This window comes from Nocardioides scoriae (assembly GCF_900104965.1).
GTDB lineage: Bacteria > Actinomycetota > Actinomycetes > Propionibacteriales > Nocardioidaceae > Marmoricola > Marmoricola scoriae.
Window position 1 is genome coordinate 1,411,530 of record NZ_LT629757.1, and the last position, 16,581, is coordinate 1,428,110.

Sequence of the window (16,581 nt, forward strand, 5' to 3'; positions counted from 1 at the left end):
AGCCAGACAGTGACCGCCTCCCCCGTCGAGGTGACCGGCTGCCCGACATGGTGCGGCGGCCAACACGTCATCGACCGCGACCGCCACCCCGACGATGCCTGCGTCTGGCACAGCAGCCCCGACATCGACCGCTGGCTCCCCGCCGACACGGAGGACCCCATCGTCGTCCGGATCTCCGGCACCCGCTTCGACACAGGCGATGCCGAGCGTTGGCCCGACACGATCGAGGTACTGGGTCAGACGAACCCCGGCTTCGACGACGGCGTGGACCTGGGCGTTGCCGACGCCCGACGACTCGGCCGTGCGCTCCTGCTGGCCTGCGAACTGCTGGAGGGCCAGGCATGAGCGACACGACAGCCACCCGTGAGACCTTTCAGCAGACCGCTGGCGAGCTCGCTCGGGAACACACCCTCCTCGAGGAGCTGATCCCTTCGTGCCCGGCATGGTGCAACAGCGAGCATCACCGCGCCGTGGATGAAGGCGTGACGGCCGAGGCCGCCGCCGTACACAGCACCGCGGACCTGGTGGGTCGGCTCGAAGAGTTGCGGAATTCGGTCACGGGGCAGGTCGTGCGCGAAGGTCGCAGCGCCGGCTGGGACCTGATCCTCCAGGCACCCGGCGACAAGCGTTGCTGGGGTACGCCCGCGGTGAACCTCGACGTGTACGACGGGCACAAGACCCGCCAGCACATCGTGCTCAACATGACTGGTGGCGAAGCCCGAGTCCTGGCGCGGCAGCTGCTGCACTTCGCCGACCTCCTGGACCTCAGTTCATGACGGCCCAAGCCGACCCGCAGCAGACCGGGATCACCGAGGACGAGGGGGCTCGGTGAACCATACCTATCCCCCGGGCCGCTCCCCACCATCACGCCCGCCGGACTGGGCGGGGGGTTCCGTGCGGGTGGAGGACTCATCTGCACGAGGAGGGTTCGAGTGGGCCCTTCGCCCACGCCCCCTCCCCTTCGAGAAGGCTATGTAGAAGCAAGCCAGCATGAAGGCGAGCAGACCGAACCACATGTATGCCGGCGGCACTGCTTGTCCGCGGCCCATCCACTTGAAGGCCAGCAGGAACACCGCCGCGGCCAGAAGTACGGCAACCTCCCAGGGTTTCAACTTCATCCAGCCAGTGTGCCCATCCGCGACCAACGCCGCGGGGCTTTCACCCGTCAGCCTCCGTCGCTGGTCCACCCCTACCGCCACCAACACCGAAAGACTTAAGTGCCCCCCACCCCCACCGTCGAGATCCTCGACGTCTCCCCCGAGATGGCCGAGCAGTGGCTCTCAAGGAACCCCAACAACCGCAACCTCCGCGGCCAGGTCATCGCGTCGTATGCCCGGGACATGGCTGCGGGCTCCTGGGTGACTAACGGCGAGACCATCAAGATCTCGACCACCGGGCACCTCCTGGACGGCCAGCACCGCCTCAGCGCCGTCGTAGCGGCCGGCACGACCGTCCCCATGATCGTGGTCCGCGACATCCCTCCCGAGGTCATGCCCACCGTCGACGCGGGAGCCAAGCGGACCTACGCCGACGCGCTGCGGATCCAGGGCGAGGAGAACACCGCCGCGCTCGCAGCGGTCACCCGTCGGGCGATCCTGTGGGACAAGGGCTACCGCACCAAGACGGGCTCGTTGAGCCCCACTGCCACCGAGATGTCAGCGTTCCTGCAGCAGCACAAGCGCCTTCGCGGGTCCGCCGAGGTCGCCTCCAAGCTCGCGCCCAAGACGATGCTGCCGGCCAGCATCATCGGGCTCTGCCACTGGCTGTTCAGCGACCTGGACCCCGACGAGGCGCTGTGGTTCCTCGCCCGACTCGCGGATGGGGACGGGCTCGCGGCCGACGACCCGATTGCCGCGCTGCGCAACCGCATCGTAAAGATGCGCGTGGGAGGGGGGCGGGTCAATGAGACCGAGAGCATGGCGCTCGTGGTGATGGCTTGGAACGCGCGGCGGGCTGGGGAGACGCGGAGCAAGCTACAACTGCCGCGCGGCGGCCTCACGACGGAGAATTTTCCGGAGCCGGGGTAGGAGGAGCGGAGAAAGACGAAGGGACCAGCCCCAGCGGGCGGCCCCTTCGCGGTGATGTGACTTGGGTCAGTGGCTCTCGGTGCTCATGAGGGTGTCCTTCCGTCTCTCTTGGCCTCAAAGATACAACGATCAGGGATGGCTGTCATGTTCCCCGGCAAGGCCGTTAGGACCGTCGAGTTCGGGTTCGGGCTCGAGGGCAGGCACCTCTGGAATGACCGGATCGTCAGGCCTCTCTGCTTCGTACTCACGCACCTCTTCGAGAATCGGCCACTCTGCCCAGTGTTTTAGGGGGAGCGACCCATTGGTCCGCATCTCCGCACACAACTGAGCTGCCTCCTCGACCTCGCCCAGAAGGCAATGCCGAGCCAGCTTGAACCGATCCTCGAGGTGTCCGACCTGCCAGGCTTCGACTTCTGACCGGCACTCGTCGAAGCGCCCTAGACGCTTGAGCGCCAGCCACATGTTGATCCGACAGATCTCCTTCGAGGAAAGGCTAGCCATCCTGTCAAACGGAACCTCGACCAGATAGTCGTGCACCGCACCGTATCGACGGCGCAAGAGCAGTTGGTAAACCCAGTCCGCCATGCGCAACTCGGTCTGCACTCGTTCTTCGTTCGAGTACTTGAATAACGCCTGCACTGAAAGTGCGAGGGCCACAACGGATAGTAGATCGGCGGACTGAGCGAAATAGTCGTCGGTCACATCGAGCCTGTCACCGCGCTGCGCCGTGACCTTGGGGCAGTTGCGAAGATAAAGAGATGAGACAATCCCCCCGTTGTGCATCAGGACGTGACGTCGTTGAAACACCTCGATGATCTGGGGAGACGAGGCGTACTTGGCAAGGTCGATACCGTGATCTCTCTTAAGAGTTGACATCCAGTCACTAAAGGACCCTCTCATCAGATCCACGACTGCCTCGTCAATCAACTGCTCGCGAAAATCGTCAATGTCAACGAGCTTAAAGATTTCGGACCACGCTACCGCGCGCTCTTTTGCCGATAGCGCAAGCGGGTTCTCGGAATACATCCGCGTTGCAACATTGACCATAAGGGCCTCAAAGTCTGCTATCATGGAAGCAAACACTGAGGTCCGGAAATCGCGTGCCTGGCCCGGACGACGAGCAGCCTCAAGAGACTGCTGCAGGAACTCAAGGAAGCACGTTGAGACATAGTGGGCAGGCAAGATCGAAAGGCATCGCTGCATCACCTCTTCGATCTGGTCGGTCACGGCAACCGTGGGGTCCGCCCCTCCGGTTCCCTTCTTGACAGTTAGGTGCTGACTTACTTCGTTCAAGACAGCGTCTATCTTGTCGCCATCGACGTGCGTGTAACGCTCCCGCAGGATGGCGCTTGTAGTGGCAACCGGGTCGTCAATCTCGGCCTCACGGCCAGCAACAAATTTGACCATGCGCAACTTCTGCTGCTGTAGCCCAGCGAACTGGCCGTACGCCTCAACGATGTCCGCCACGAAGGGCGACAACTCGTTTGCTTCGACTTCCGCTGCTTCACCCGAGGACGACATGCAAGCGGACCCTAGGCCATTGCGGTGGATCTAGGGGCGGTCGTAGCGCCATTGTGGACATACTTGGCCAGGTCGGCGCTATGTGCAGTGACCTCTAGGGCGCAACCACCACGACAACTGCGTCGGAGCACCACGGGTTTAACTACCCTCGTCCCATGCCGCACAACGTCGACGCCGGCCGCGACCACGGGCGCCTTCGTGACGTATGCCCAGGCGGCAGCGATCCTCGGCGTCCACGTCTCCAACGTCCCCAAGCTGGTGACCCGCGGCGAGATCCGGTCCCGGGGCACCCGCGGCCCTCACGCCTCGCTGCTGCGTGCGGACGTCGAGGCTGTGCTCGAGCGTCGCAGGGAGCGCCGCCGGGCCAAGGCCGGGCAGGAGGCCGCCCCTCCCCCACGACCCGTTACAGCGCCTCCTGACGACGACCACGAGTGGCTGACGCTCGAAGAGGCCGGCGAGGTCATCGGCATCAGCGGGCAGGCGGTGGGCAAGCGGGCCAAGAGGGGGAAGATCCCGCATGTGCGTCAAGGGGTCCGCGTATGGGTGCGGGCAGACCACGCCCAGATTGCGGCCAACTCCCGCACTGCCCGGCAGATCCTGCGCCCCGCCTAGGGACGTTGCGGCGATTCGAAGTGCCCACCAAATGGCGTGCTGTCAAGGTCCGAATGTCGAGACTCAGCGGCGAGATTCGCAGGGCGCCCACGTATTGAAGCGTCTATACCAGTTCCGCCTCATTTTGCGAGCTTGGTGTCACCAAGTCCCTTAATGGGACTTTTGCGCGTACCACTATGTGGACTCAATCCCGGAAAGCCGGCCACGCGGTGAGCGCAGCGAGTAGACGCGTCGCATGGAGAGAAGCGGGAAGCTAACAGACACGGAGTATGCGGAAGCCCTGACCTGGAGCATCGAGGGAGATCCGTCAACACGAAGCGTCGCCGGACCGAGCCGCAGCACGTGCGCCAAGTACGAACGTGAAGTAGATGATCAATACCGTTTCATGATGTTCTATCAGGTCCTCGTAGCCGTATTGGCGGGAGTTGCGCTGCTTCTTCTGATTTGGGCCGCCTTCACGTTGGCACGCTCCGGGGCGACATTTAACGCCCTCGTAACCGGAGCGGGCGGGCTCGTAACGGGGTCGGGTGCTGGGTTTCTAAAGAGCCAGCGCGGTGACGCTACGAGGCGATACCACATTGCCCTGAAGAGGCTGGAGGACGCCGGCTGCGCGTGACGTTTGCGGACAGTCTTCCGGCGGATCATGTCGGCACACCCGATGAACGCTTACCGCGATCTCTCCGCTCCGCCAGGTTCCTCGCGAGAGGGATCACCGCAGTGACAACCGCCCCCTCATCGCCCTACCTGTCGGCGCCCGGTGGCACCGGGCGCCACGCGCCCGGGCAGCGCGTCGACCAACCCGCTGACCGACCCGAGGCCCAAGTCTTCATCGACGACTCCGCGGACGCAGAGCTACCAACCGCCCGAGACCCGCTCTCTGCATTACCCAGGACGGTCTGGCCTTGAACTAAGACCCATCAGCAGGCCGCACCAACGCCGTCGGGACCCACGATTGCGACACGAGCACCTCTGAGCCCGTCCCTGTCGAGTACGACTCGACACGGACGACCCACGCCTCCCACCCGCGACGATCGGTGCGCCGCCAAGACAGCAGCACCCCCGGCACCGGGAGGGACCACTTCCCCGTCATGTCCACCCAGACGTGGAACGGGGGCTGACGCGGCATGGTCTCACGTTAGAACATACGTTCGATCATGCCGAAGGCGGGCACGAAGCTGTCGCGACTAGCCGGCCAGGTCGCGCCAGAGGCGCAGTGGCAATCCCTGGCCTTCGTTGTTCTCACACCCAATCGGGAGGGGCGGCCCTGTATTTCTTAGACCACTATTGCGCTTCACCCACATGACCCATCACCGTTCCAACAGGAATGTGTCCGCACCAACCGGAAAGCCGGCCAGTTATGAGGACCCACTGGGTTACCAGATTTATCGCGGTGTTCGTCATGATGCTGGCTGGCGTAGCCAGCGCGCCAGACGCGACCGCTGCTGAGTCCAGCTCATTGTTCTCCGGACAACGCATGAGCGCGGGTGAGCGGATCTCGTCGCCGGACAGTCAGTTCAGAGCCGAGATGCAACACGACGGCAACTTTGTCGTTTATGGAGCGAACGGAGCTGTATGGCAGAGCGGCACGGGTGGAACCGGCGATGGGGCGTCCGTCGTCCTACAGGACGACGGAAACCTCGTCGTATATCGCGCAGGAGGGGTCGCTACCTTCAGTTCAGATACGGCCCCCAGCCGGGGCAACACGCTCGTCATGCAGAACGATGGAAACCTCGTCATCTACTCGTCGGGAGGGCTACCGCTCTGGTCTAGCCGCGGAGGGCGCACGCCAAACAGAGAGGACGTCCTGGCCGCAGGCAGTGTTCTCAACACCGGTCAATCTGTCCGATCCCGGAATGGCTCGTACACGGCCATCATGCAATCGGACGGCAACTTCGTCGTTTACGGCCCGAATGGCGCGACTTGGTCGACGGGCACCGGAGGAGTGGGACCTGGCGTCGTCGCCATCATGCAGACCGACGGCAACCTCGTGCTTTACGCCCCCGGTGGTCGCGCCATCTACTCCAGCGGCACGGCTCCCAGCAGCGGAGCCCAGCTGGCGATGCAAGACGATGGGAATCTCGTCATCTACGGCTCCGGCGGGGCGCTCTGGGCCAAGGGGCAGATTCTGACCTCCGCATCGGCTCTACCCAGCCCGTTCCCCTGCACGGCCCGTAGCAACGCCTGCGTTGCCTACACCGGCTTTAACCCCAACGTCTCCGTCTGGGGCCAGGATGTCAACCCCCTGGGGAACTGCACGAACTATGCGGCATACAGCCTCAGCAGACGGGGTGCTACCCGCCTTTCGGGATCGGGCAACGCCAGCACTTGGCGACAACGGACCGTCAACCAGTTCGGTGCTGCGAGAGTCAATGGCACCCCTGCGGTCGGATCAATCGCTTGGTGGGGTTACGGCATTGGTCCGTCGGGCCACGTAGCAGTTGTGGAACGGGTTGAGGGTGGTCGTGTCTGGATTACGGAGTCCAGCTACAACATCGGTAGCGGGCGCAGAGTACTTACGCCCGGCACCGCCGAATACCCAGCAGCGTTCCTGCACATCGCTCCTGGCACATGACCCATACCGGAGTGGCACCGGTCCGGCTGGACGCCAAAGAGGCCGGTTCCTCTTGGACCTTGAGCCCAGGGTTGCGGGGGCGAACGGGCACGGGCGATGCCGCTCCTCAACCCGCAGCAGCTCCTCATGCGGGTTGTGACAAGGTCCGTCTCGAGGGCGCGACCCTGACATTTGGGACGGGGTGCGGATGTAGGTGCCGACCGATGATGTGGGATCGCGGGCAACAACTCGCCCGCTGCGGGGCCTGTTACCCGACCCGCGTAACCGCCCGGATCGTCAGGCGCGGGCCCGCGACCATCGTCCGAGGCATCGCGCGACGAGCCGGCATCCCGGGTCGCACCTACCCCCACCTGCTGCGGCACAGCTGCATCACAAACGCACTGGAGTCGGGGGCGTCACTCCGCAAAGTGCAGGATCTCGCCCGACACGCTGAGCCCAGAACGACAATGCAGTACGACCGCAATCGATCAAATCTCGACGATCACGCCGTGCACTCACTGGTCGCCTTCCTCAGCAGCTGAACTCCCCCGCACATGTCCTACGCTCGAGCCCAGCGGACCGGGCGGCACCTTGACCCGCAGATGCGGACGTGGAGGTTGGCCGCCCTTGCGCAACGCACCGGTCCAAAGCGAGGCTGAGGCCGTCCCGGTGTCTCGAGTGAATGGGGAGAGTCGTGTCCCGGTCAGCAACCCGCGTCACCCTGGCAGCACTCATGCTCGCGGGCCTAGTCGCTGCGACCGCAGCGCCTGCATCTGCCGACACCCGCACCTTCTCTGACGGGAAGACCACGGCTGGCCCTATGGACATCTGGAAGGTCACCTTGGTGAACGAGGAGCGCCTGACGGTGCGCATCGTGGTGGACGATCTGCAGAAGAAGGCCGGCAGGTCGGCGAGCGCTTTGCTTGACACCAACCCCGATCAGCCCGGAGCGGAGTTTCAGATCGGCAGCGGGCTTTACGACTCGGACTGGCAGATCTTCAAGGTCGGCGGCAACGAGCCACTGAACTGCCCTATCGAGCAGGGGCTGAACTACCAGTCGGACGTCATCCGGTGGACTACCGGACCGAAGTGCCTTGGGAAGTACTCGAAGGTCCGTGTCCGCGTTGCTACACAGTCAGGCGGAAACAAGGACTACAGCCCCGGCCCAAAGTCGATGCACCCATGGGTGGCCCGATTCTGAGCACTCACGGTTGTGCGGCTCTGGACCTCAACCTCGCTTCATTTGGACGACCCACCAAACCGACGAGGGTCCCGGAGCTGCTTGAAAGTGGCGGTACCTGACGATCCCCGGCTTTCCGGAGCAGGCGACGTAGCGACGGGTAAGAGTGCCGTCCTTCTGGGACACGAACTTGCCGTCGAAGTCGAACCGGGCTCGCACGCCTGCACGGGTCAGCCCCTCCGACTGCCAAGCGGTCCTGGCGCTGGAGAACTCCGCACTTGACATGCACTCGGCGGCATGGGCAGGCGCGGCGCCAGCACCGACAAATAATCCCGCACACATGACTGCGGTTGTTGCTAGCCGAGAAGTCTGCGAACTCACGGGTGCAGCCTAGCTACATCTAGAGCCCACACTTGGCGGAAGGCAAGCGTGCCCGAAAGGGCACGATCCCCCACATGCGCCAGGGGGTTCGAGATTGGGTGCGGGCAGATCACGCACAACTCGCGGGCAACGCACTGGCTACAGCCCGTTCTCGTTGATCTTTGCCCCGTCGGGAACGGTCGCAGCGCTCGTCTTTGAGCCAGCGAGGTATCCCGCGATCGTTCCGAAGAGCGTGAACAGTGGAGTCCGGGCCTCTTCGGGGATCCCCTGGACGGCGATGATCGTCGCCAAGACGGCGAGGGTGATGAGCCCGAAGAGCTTGGCGAAGTTGGACGAGAACTTGCCGCCCTTCAAGATCCGCATCCCCTGCAACACGGTGAGCATCAGGATTAAAAACCCGCCGAGGTACACCAGTGACTGCGCGAGTGACGACATGACGACCCCGTTCGACGTTGCAGGCCCCGGCCGGCCAGCTCTGTTCGCAGCGTCCTCCGTATTGCCCCTTGCAAGGCCACCTTCGAGGTCAATGCCGGGAAGGTGAGATTTCGCGGTATAGCCCTCTAGCGGAGCTCAGCCTCGGACAATCTCGACCTCGGCGTCGTCGAAGCTCCGGTCGTGGACGGTCTCGAGGTAGTCACGGACTTGGGCCACCGCGTTGTCGAGCGTGCGGACCTGAGTCACACCCTCGCCCTCGACGTGCAGCTCCCAGCCGCTCTCCCAGCGGAGAGCGGTAGCGACGTACTTGCTCATTCCGGCAACCTCCGTGCTGGCAGACGAACTCGAAACGTACCCGGCCGACGTGAGCCTTGTTCTCAGCGCCGTCACATACTGTCTAGCGGTGCCCACGACGCTGACCTGCACCAAATGCCAGCACACGTACACGCGTTCCGTCACGCTCGAAGGCGTCGACTTTCGGAACAACCGGACGAACGTCATGATGCCCTGCCCCAAGTGCGGGCACAGCTTCGACGGGGCACCGGGAGACGGAGTGTGGAGCACTGGGCATGACGGCCGGCTGCGACGCGTTGTCGATTACCTCGCGAAGGCTGACCTCAACGAATTACGAGAGCTCCGAGCCGAACTCGAGAATCTACGAGCGACGGGCGACGCACAGGGCGCCGAGAGGGCCATTACCCGCTTGAGCGGTGCCCCTGCGTCTCAGTGGACGAACTGGAGCGGTCCCGTGATCGGGCTGCTCGGCATTCTCATCACCGTTGTGATTTTCCTGATTCAACAGCAGCAGTCGGGAGAGCAACCTACGAAGTCTCAGATCGACGAGATCATCCGCATTGAGCGCGAGCAGTTGCGAGAACTGCAGTCGGCGAACGACGACGTGCCCCAGGCGCCCCGCAACGCCCCGTGCCCCTGCGGGAGCAAAAAGAAGTACAAGCGATGCCATGGCGCACCGCCCACGTCATCGTGGTTCCCAAGAAGCGACCAGAGGTAGCCAGCAGTCACCGCAGCAGGGCGAGCAAGCTGAAGACGCACACCATTACTGCTGTGCAGGCGGCCGCAAGCGCACGCAGCCGAGAAGTGGTCGCCAACAGAGTGCAAACCGTGTGCCAGAGAATGACGAGTGGCAGCGACGCAAGGACCCAGCCACCGTCTGCGCAGTACCCGGTCACGCGACGCGCCGGAACAGCGCGTGCGACAAGCGGACAACGAGTCCGCTCGAGCTGGCGTTCTTGCCGATGACCTTGAACTCGACGCCCTGGGTGTCGCTGGTGGGCACGACGACGGGCTGGAGCGTCACCATCGCGCCTGCCGGGCTGGCGGCGTAGCCGGTCGCCTGTCCAGGGAACGTGGTGCCGGCGAGGGTCACGGTGACGTCGCCCGCGTCGGGCCCCTTCTTGAAGAACAGGTCGACGGCGTAAGTCCCGGCGGGCAGGTAGATGGAGTGGCTCATCCGGTCATTGACCGCCGGGGTGCCGCCGGCGTTGGTGCGGAACCCGCCGTGGAACGCGCCGGAGTCCTGGGTGACGGTGGACCAGTCGCCCTGCCCGACGCCGAAGGGAAATCCGAGGAGCGAGAGGTCGATGCGGCCGCCGTTGCGCAGGGTCAGCCGGTCCGATGCCTTCGAGGATCGGATGCCGCTGTCGGTGAAGGTGCCGTTGAGGGACGGTTCGCCGACGTAGAGCAGGTCGGTGCACTGGTTGGTGACGTTCCAGGCGCCGTTGAACGCGACATCGAGCCGCTTGACGATGGGGCTGGTGACCTTGTCGAGGGTGCCGCCGGCAGGGAGTCCGCCGTCGATCTCGGGGCAGCGGATCTTGAACGTGGACCCGTCGACTGCGCGGCCAATGGCGATGTCGAGGCCGGTGCCGTTGCCCTCGTAGTGGACCTGGCCCAGGAACAGCTTGTCGCAGCCGCCATCGGTGGACGCGGCGTAGGTGCAGATCGCCATGTAGCCGATGCCACCGTTGGCCGCTCCGGTGGTGGAGTGCTGGCCGCCCCAGGTGCGGACGTCGGTGGAGTTCTTGACCCGGACGCAGACCTTCTTGGCGCCGATGTTCCAGTCGTAGATGCCGGAGTCGTGGCATCCGCCGTCGAGGTCGATGCCGGTCTCGAAGTTCTGGACGGTGCCGCCCTTGGTGTAGCGCATGGTGAAGCAGTTGATGGCGTGGATGCCGCGGGAGCCGGCGCTGTAGGAGTTCCCGAGCGCACGAATCGACACGTCGCCGTCGTGGGCGTCCCAAAGCTTGACCGCGGTCTGAGCACCGAACGCGGTGCACACGATCTGGAAGCCGCTCATGGATCCCCACTGGAGGTGCGGGGTGGCGATGTGGGCGGTGGCACCGCTGGTCCCGGACTGGGACGGCTTGGACAGGTTGATCGAGGTGGGGCTGTTGATCGACTGGATCTTGGTGTCGGCGCCGAGCTCGCCCTCGGGGGTGTAGATGGTGCGGCCGACGTCGTCCTGGGTGAAGTTCGCGGTCGCCGAGGTGGCGACACTGACGCTGGTGTTGCTGATGGCGAGGTCGGTGATGGTGCGGCCGTCGCCGACCTGGAAGGCGACCCCGGTGCCGTTGTAGGTCAGGGTCGTCATGCGCTCGTCGTAGCCGCGGAAGTGGACCCGCTTGCCCGGGGCGTGCTTGAACCCGATCGCACCGGCGCCCAGGTCCCAGGTGCCGTGCAGCATCAGGACGGAGCCGCCGTTCGGGGCGGCGTCGTAGGCGGCCTGGAGGGTTGCCTTTGCGCTACCCGCCGAGAGGCCGTCGTTGCTGTCATTGGCCGAGGTGGCCTTGGACAGGTAGACGGTGCCGTCCGTGCTGGCGGGCTTGCGTCCAAAGATGTCCGGCACACGCTCGGGCAGGATGTCGCCGTTCGCGTCGAGGCCAGCGACACCACCGGGCTGCTCGCGCTGGACGGAGCCGATCACCGTGATTGCCTGAGCCGCAGCCGCGACCGCCTCGTCCCGGGCCTCGCGAGCGAGGTCGACGTCCTGGGGGGTGACGGGTGCGATGTAGGGCGTGGTCATGACGTCGCCCCACGAGCAGTCCTCGGTGAGCTCGAAGAGATAGGGGCCGAGGTTGACCGGGTGTCCGCCGGGGGTCGTGGACGAGGCGAAGGAAGCCTCGTAGTGGCCGACGGGGAGCGTCATGGTTGCGCCGGTGCCAGCGTCGGTGGCCAGGGAGATGCCTGCCCGGATGGTGCCGTCGGGGTTGATCGCAGCGTTGACGTTGGAGTGGAGGCGGACGCTCCAGGTGCCTCGGACGGGCATGTCGTCGGTGGGCAGCTTGACGGACCCGGCGATGGTCGCGGATCCGACAGGTGCTGTCGGGTCGGGCTCGAGGTCACCGTCGACGGTGGGGTCTGGGGCAGGGATCGGCACGGAGACTCCTAGGAAGTGGATGAGGTGCGGTGACGGCAGCCGTGGACGGTCACGAGCGGCCGGCTGTCGAGGTGCGGAAGATCGGGATGTCGGGCTCGCGGATCGGCTCGTCAGTGCGCTGGTCGACTTGCTGGGCGTTGTCGAGCGCGTGCAGGCAGCACTGTCCGAGCGGGCTGCCTGATTCGCAGTAGCAGGGCTTGGCGAGGAGGTCGGAGACATGGCAGTCGCCGAAGGAGCTTCCGCTCCCGCAGTAGCAGTCCCGGGCCAGGGCCACGGGATGGGCTGTGCCCTCGACCATCTTGGCGAACTCCTCACCGCCGTCGTTGAAGGTGTGGATCCGCTTGGTGATCGCGCTGCCGCGCTCGATCTTGGTGTGAACGACGTCGCCGCCGACAGGAATGCCGCCCACCTCGGACGCGTCGCGGCGGGCCTTGAGGGCCAGTGCGCGCCAGTCGTCGAGGCGGGCAGGATTCGCCCTCTGCGTTTCGGTCGATGTCGACACCCAGAGCCCCTCGGGCACGGTGGGATCGAAGTCAGACGCCGCCGCGAACACGAAACCGGCGAACTCCTGTGCTCGGTCAGACCAGCCGACCAGAGCGACGGTCGGCTGGTAGTGGGCGCCAGTCCGGCTCCCGGCTGGACTGTGCTCACGCCAGAACCGTCGAAGTTCGAGCAGCATCGACGGCGCACCATCGGCCAGCTCGTCGAAGCTCGCAAGACCGACGCTGGCCTCGAGGACAACCGCTCGGAACATGTGGCAGAAGTCGATCGGACCGGTGTTGAGCGCGGCCGCGTCGAGGTGGTTGAGGACGAGGTGCTTGGTGCACTGCCCCGACCAATCTGCGACGGCGTTGTAGGCCCAGGTGTCGGTGACGAACTCGGCCCGCTTCTTGCCGTAGGCGGCGAAGGCGATGAGGGTCATGCGACCACCTCAGGACCAGCACGGAACAGCGGCGCCGACGAGACACCCGCAGTGATCCCGCCCAGCTTCAACGCGGTGCCGAACACGGAACCGAAGCGACCACCGGCCGACTTGCCGACCCTGTCGACATCGGCTCCGATGTCGCCCTCGAGCGCCGTCCCGAAACCCCGGGTGCTGGGGAGGATGCTGACGAAAGCAGATGCCACCTCAGCCATGGGAGTCGCTCCGCTCGGGGCGTCGAGGGCCTTCGATCTCCGTGTGAAAGGAAGCCCGATGCCGCACATAGCTGTGGCCCCAGGGCCGGTGGATGCCAGCAACTTCCTCGCGGGCGCTCATCGAACTAGCGCCGTTCGCTCCGACGCCGCGTTCTCGACGGCGGTGATGCGCTCCTGGAGAGCCCGTTCGGCAGCCGCGAGGTATCGATCGCGCTCGTTGATCTGCTGGCCGAGCAGCTCAAGGGCTCGCTCTTGCGCACCCGCTAGGGGCCAGTCGGGGTTCTCCTCCGTCAACGCCTCGGTCAGGGCGTCCAGGACCGAGGCGGGGAGCTTGGGCGGGGGCGACGCACGTAGCACCTCGAGCTCGTGTGCGGCTTGCTGGTGGTCGTGTAGCTCCTTGACGGGGCCCCAGACCGACTGGACGAGTTGGTGGCTTGACGGGCTCGTTTGTCGGTCGATCGTGGCGGCCATCCCCGCCAGACGAACCGCGTCGCCGTGGCTGACTCGCTCGGGCTCGAGCGGCAGCCGCTGAAGCCATACCAACTCAGCCGGCGTCAGCTCTGTGGCGCCGGACTCGCGCCGGTAGGACTGAACCCCAGCGGTCTGCTCGGGATGGACGTAACCAGCACTGCGGGGGGCCAGCGGCACCTGCCGGAGGTCGTCGAGCATCTTTCGGCGGCTAGCGGTCTCCCAGGTTCGGGTGGTCGAGGCGAAACGCTCCAGAGCGTCCAGCTTGCCGTGGGTCATCCGCGTCCACCGGCTAGTGCCAGCCAGTTCGAGGATCTGCTGAGAGTTGACCATGGTCACGCCTGCCCTTCGATGAACGCGTCGATGTCACTGATCCGCAGACGCCGCAGCCCGCCCACCAGAACGGGCCGCAGCGTCCGGTCGGAAACCAGCCGCTTCACCTGCCGCGTCGAGCAATCGAGCATGCTGGCGGCGGTGTCGTAGGAGACGAGTCGTGGCTTCACAGCCTCAACTTGCCCGTGATCGCAACCGCCTGCATTGCTCGTCCCCGGCTGGCCCTCGCTGGCGCGAAAAGCGAGTGCGGACACCAACCCGTCCACGCCGGACGGCTGCGACATCCCGTTCGCCTTGTAGAGCCGAGCGTGGTTCCGAAGAGCGTCGACGACGTATGCCAGAAGTTCTCCCGACAGCCGCAGGACCAAGGGCGAGGTGTCCATCCGGGCGCTCATCGCATCTCACCCCCCGATGCGAAAAAAACGACCCGGAGAGATCGCCGCCTATGCCGAGAGGGGCGTCGCGTGCCGGGGGTGGAGGGACCCCCGCCCATCCGGGTACGACAGCAAACATGACCACTGCACCCGAGACCCCTGACCCGATCGAGCCCGGCATCGACCCTGCTGAGCAGCAGCCGGCCGAACAGCCCAACGAGGCCCCCGACCCGCTTCCGGACGCAGCGCCGGCTCAGCCGTCCTGACACCACTTGATTGCGGCGCCTCATTCGGAGCACCGCCCTGGAGCCTCAGCCGACTGCACTGACTGCGCCAACTGCTCCCACTGAGCCCCAGTCGGTGCAGTGGGTGTAGTTGGTGCAGTTGGAGCAGTCTCCCCAGAGGGTGCTCCAACTGGCTGTGAGTCAGGCAGTGACCAGAACGTCCGCCGAGGGAAGCCCTCGCTGTGGATGAGCGCTCCGATACGGCGCCGAGCTCGCTTGAGCGAGTCCTGCGAGTGACCGGCCTTCTGCCCCTTCCTCTTGATCGACGCCGAATCGTCCACGCCCCCGACAGAGACGAGCCAGTCGCCCAGCCACTCTCCTGCCTCCTGGGTCGCCGTGCGGGCATCGGGGCCGTCTGACGCCGCCTCGAGCACCTCACCGAGCAGACGCGTCGACTCACCCTGCCAGTCCACGCGGCCCGTCCAGACGGGGCCCTCATCGGTGTCAGCGACGTGGGCGGAGACGATCTGGAACGCGAGTGTCGGCAAGTCGGTGCGCCCCAGATTGTTCTTCGGCTGCCCCAGGATCCGCTTGGTCTCGTCCTCGGGGTCGACCATCGCGAACAGCACCGCACGGGCCACCGCTGCGAACGCCCGCGAGCCCATCAGCATCGTCAAGGGGTCGGTGCTCAGCGACTTGTTGAGGTGGATGAGCCCCAGGATCGCCGCGTTGGTCTGATCGGCGATCCGGACAAGGGGCTCAAGGGCTTGACGGACCTCTGCGTCCTTGTGGGTGTCGAGCTTGGCGTCGAGCCGGCTCATCAGGGGGTCGAGCAGGATCAACGCGGCGTCGACCTCCCGGACCGCATCCGCGAGCGAACCGAGGTCGCGCGGGAGGCTGAGCCCCACCTCAGCTCCCGTGACCGTCTCGACGTCCACCCGGTAGACCCGGGTGAGGTCTGCATCGGCGCCGATCAAGCACGGCACGATGGTGTGCTTCCAAGAATCCTCGGTCGCTGCAACGATCACCGCGCGCGGTGTGCCGTGGAACCGACCGGCGAGGCGCCCACGGGTGATGTCGCCCGCCAGCTGGTAGGCCACCGTGGACTTGCCGATGCCCTCGCGGCCACCCAAGAGGGCCAGGGTGCCCAAGGCGATCCGGTCGGTCCAGAGCCAATGCACCGGGCGGATCTTGATGGTGTCGGCACTGGTCAGCTTGATCCGGCGGAACACCGGGTCGTCGTCGTAGGGCGGGGGAACATCCACGTCTGGGAAGTCCGAGTAGCCCAGCCCGGTCATGCGACCACGCTCCACTCGGCATCCCGAGCGGCACGCACGAAGCGAGCCACCGCTTCGGGGAGGTCGCCCTGGATGGTGATGGCGAGCCGGTGGTCCTGCTCGTGCAGGTGGCGGGCCGCGTCCTCCGAGATGTACTGGCGCCTGCCGATGTCCACCAGGACACTGGCGCCATCTGGACAGCGCTCGAGAACCGCGAGCCGACGTCGGTCAGCTCGGCACTCCTGGTAGGGATCGTCGCTGCTCTTGCGCAGATCGACGTAGACGTTGCCCGTGATCATGCGACCACCCGCTCGAGCCCCAAGAGGTGCCGGCAGTGGGGACCGACCTCGAGCTCAACCGAGCGTTCCGCCGTCAGGGCGTGCCCGCACCGTCGGCAACGCACGGGATCTTCTGTAGCAGTTGCTACAATGGCCATGTTGTCGTCGTGGATAACTTCGGGCGCCGTCTCTGCCAGGGGGCGGCGTTCGTGCCGTTCAGGCAGCGTCATCTGCGCCCCCGAGCGACTCAAGCTCAGTCTCTGCGGCCTCAGCAGACGCGAGAGCCTCTCGAGCCCTACGGCGGGCTTGCGCCGACTTCAATGCCAGGCGCGCATAGTGAGCTTTCCGAAGGTGAGCGGCCCGAACGGGGTCCCAATCCGCCTGCT

General features: G+C 65.5%; 19 protein-coding genes. 8 read left to right on the forward strand and 11 right to left on the reverse strand.

Annotated elements, in window-relative coordinates:
• Window positions 1-9: 9 nt before the first annotated feature.
• The 3 genes from BLU55_RS06780 to BLU55_RS06790 all read left to right on the forward strand — a co-directional run bounded on the left by BLU55_RS06780 (window position 10) and on the right by BLU55_RS06790 (window position 2,027).
• The gene (locus BLU55_RS06780; RefSeq protein WP_157682763.1) at window positions 10-345 is read left to right on the forward strand and encodes a DUF6907 domain-containing protein; all 336 of its coding nucleotides are present in this window, start codon (window positions 10-12) and stop codon (window positions 343-345) included.
• Complete coding sequence (locus BLU55_RS06785; RefSeq protein WP_091727588.1) at window positions 342-776, forward strand: hypothetical protein; 435 nt, start codon at window positions 342-344, stop codon at window positions 774-776. Before BLU55_RS06780 ends, BLU55_RS06785 begins: the two co-directional genes overlap by 4 nt.
• A 441-nt stretch (window positions 777-1,217) precedes the next feature.
• Window positions 1,218-2,027: a hypothetical protein gene (locus tag BLU55_RS06790; RefSeq protein WP_091727590.1), complete on the forward strand. Its 810-nt coding sequence runs from the start codon at window positions 1,218-1,220 to the stop codon at window positions 2,025-2,027.
• Between the two features lie 129 nt (window positions 2,028-2,156).
• On the opposite strand, the gene BLU55_RS06795 is transcribed toward BLU55_RS06790, so the two are convergent.
• Window positions 2,157-3,548, reverse strand: coding sequence for a hypothetical protein (locus BLU55_RS06795; protein WP_157682764.1), 1,392 nt, complete (start codon window positions 3,546-3,548; stop codon window positions 2,157-2,159).
• A 198-nt stretch (window positions 3,549-3,746) separates the two neighbouring features.
• On the opposite strand from BLU55_RS06795, the gene BLU55_RS06800 reads away from it, so the two are divergent.
• From BLU55_RS06800 to BLU55_RS06825, 4 genes are all read left to right on the forward strand, one after another.
• On the forward strand, window positions 3,747-4,160 hold the full coding sequence (locus tag BLU55_RS06800) for a hypothetical protein (protein ID WP_091727596.1): 414 nt from the start codon (window positions 3,747-3,749) through the stop codon (window positions 4,158-4,160).
• Between the two features lie 1,399 nt (window positions 4,161-5,559).
• Window positions 5,560-6,732: a CHAP domain-containing protein gene (locus BLU55_RS06815; protein ID WP_231917160.1), complete on the forward strand. Its 1,173-nt coding sequence runs from the start codon at window positions 5,560-5,562 to the stop codon at window positions 6,730-6,732.
• 206 nt (window positions 6,733-6,938) lie between these two features.
• Window positions 6,939-7,253: a tyrosine-type recombinase/integrase gene (locus tag BLU55_RS20135; RefSeq protein ID WP_407938429.1), complete on the forward strand. Its 315-nt coding sequence runs from the start codon at window positions 6,939-6,941 to the stop codon at window positions 7,251-7,253.
• Window positions 7,254-7,531: 278 nt separating this feature from the next.
• Complete coding sequence (locus tag BLU55_RS06825) at window positions 7,532-7,912, forward strand: hypothetical protein (protein WP_091727609.1); 381 nt, start codon at window positions 7,532-7,534, stop codon at window positions 7,910-7,912.
• Between the two features lie 498 nt (window positions 7,913-8,410).
• Here BLU55_RS06825 and BLU55_RS06830 read toward each other — a convergent pair whose 3' ends face one another.
• Together BLU55_RS06830 and BLU55_RS06835 are read right to left on the reverse strand one after the other, a co-directional pair.
• On the reverse strand, window positions 8,411-8,707 hold the full coding sequence (locus BLU55_RS06830; RefSeq protein ID WP_091727612.1) for a hypothetical protein: 297 nt from the start codon (window positions 8,705-8,707) through the stop codon (window positions 8,411-8,413).
• 135 nt (window positions 8,708-8,842) lie between these two features.
• Window positions 8,843-9,022, reverse strand: a complete 180-nt coding sequence (locus BLU55_RS06835; RefSeq protein ID WP_091727615.1) for a hypothetical protein — start codon at window positions 9,020-9,022, stop codon at window positions 8,843-8,845.
• 88 nt (window positions 9,023-9,110) lie between these two features.
• Here BLU55_RS06835 and BLU55_RS06840 point away from each other — a divergent pair, with 88 nt between their 5' ends.
• The gene (locus BLU55_RS06840; protein WP_157682766.1) at window positions 9,111-9,719 is read left to right on the forward strand and encodes an SEC-C metal-binding domain-containing protein; all 609 of its coding nucleotides are present in this window, start codon (window positions 9,111-9,113) and stop codon (window positions 9,717-9,719) included.
• 174 nt (window positions 9,720-9,893) lie between these two features.
• Here the strand turns inward: BLU55_RS06840 and BLU55_RS06845 are convergent, their stop codons facing one another.
• The 8 genes from BLU55_RS06845 to BLU55_RS20140 all read right to left on the reverse strand — a co-directional run bounded on the left by BLU55_RS06845 (window position 9,894) and on the right by BLU55_RS20140 (window position 16,425).
• A complete protein-coding gene (locus BLU55_RS06845; protein ID WP_091727620.1) occupies window positions 9,894-12,104 on the reverse strand; it encodes a hypothetical protein in 2,211 nt (736 codons plus the stop codon).
• Between the two features lie 49 nt (window positions 12,105-12,153).
• Complete coding sequence (locus BLU55_RS06850) at window positions 12,154-13,026, reverse strand: hypothetical protein (protein WP_091727622.1); 873 nt, start codon at window positions 13,024-13,026, stop codon at window positions 12,154-12,156.
• On the reverse strand, window positions 13,023-13,241 hold the full coding sequence (locus tag BLU55_RS06855) for a hypothetical protein (protein ID WP_091727624.1): 219 nt from the start codon (window positions 13,239-13,241) through the stop codon (window positions 13,023-13,025). The genes BLU55_RS06850 and BLU55_RS06855 overlap by 4 nt, the downstream gene beginning before the upstream one ends.
• Before the next feature lie 117 nt (window positions 13,242-13,358).
• On the reverse strand, window positions 13,359-14,048 hold the full coding sequence (locus BLU55_RS06860) for a hypothetical protein (protein WP_091727627.1): 690 nt from the start codon (window positions 14,046-14,048) through the stop codon (window positions 13,359-13,361).
• Window positions 14,045-14,425 carry a helix-turn-helix domain-containing protein gene (locus BLU55_RS06865; RefSeq protein WP_157682767.1) on the reverse strand — a complete coding sequence of 127 codons (381 nt, stop codon included), beginning with the start codon at window positions 14,423-14,425 and terminating at the stop codon, window positions 14,045-14,047. The genes BLU55_RS06860 and BLU55_RS06865 overlap by 4 nt, the downstream gene beginning before the upstream one ends.
• Window positions 14,426-14,702: 277 nt before the next feature.
• Window positions 14,703-15,938 (reverse strand): AAA family ATPase, encoded by a 1,236-nt coding sequence (locus tag BLU55_RS06870; protein ID WP_091727632.1) that lies wholly within the window; start codon window positions 15,936-15,938, stop codon window positions 14,703-14,705.
• A complete protein-coding gene (locus BLU55_RS06875; RefSeq protein ID WP_091727635.1) occupies window positions 15,935-16,216 on the reverse strand; it encodes a hypothetical protein in 282 nt (93 codons plus the stop codon). The genes BLU55_RS06870 and BLU55_RS06875 overlap by 4 nt, the downstream gene beginning before the upstream one ends.
• Window positions 16,213-16,425 (reverse strand): DUF6011 domain-containing protein, encoded by a 213-nt coding sequence (locus BLU55_RS20140; protein WP_407938413.1) that lies wholly within the window; start codon window positions 16,423-16,425, stop codon window positions 16,213-16,215. Before BLU55_RS20140 ends, BLU55_RS06875 begins: the two co-directional genes overlap by 4 nt.
• Window positions 16,426-16,581 lie beyond the last annotated feature (156 nt).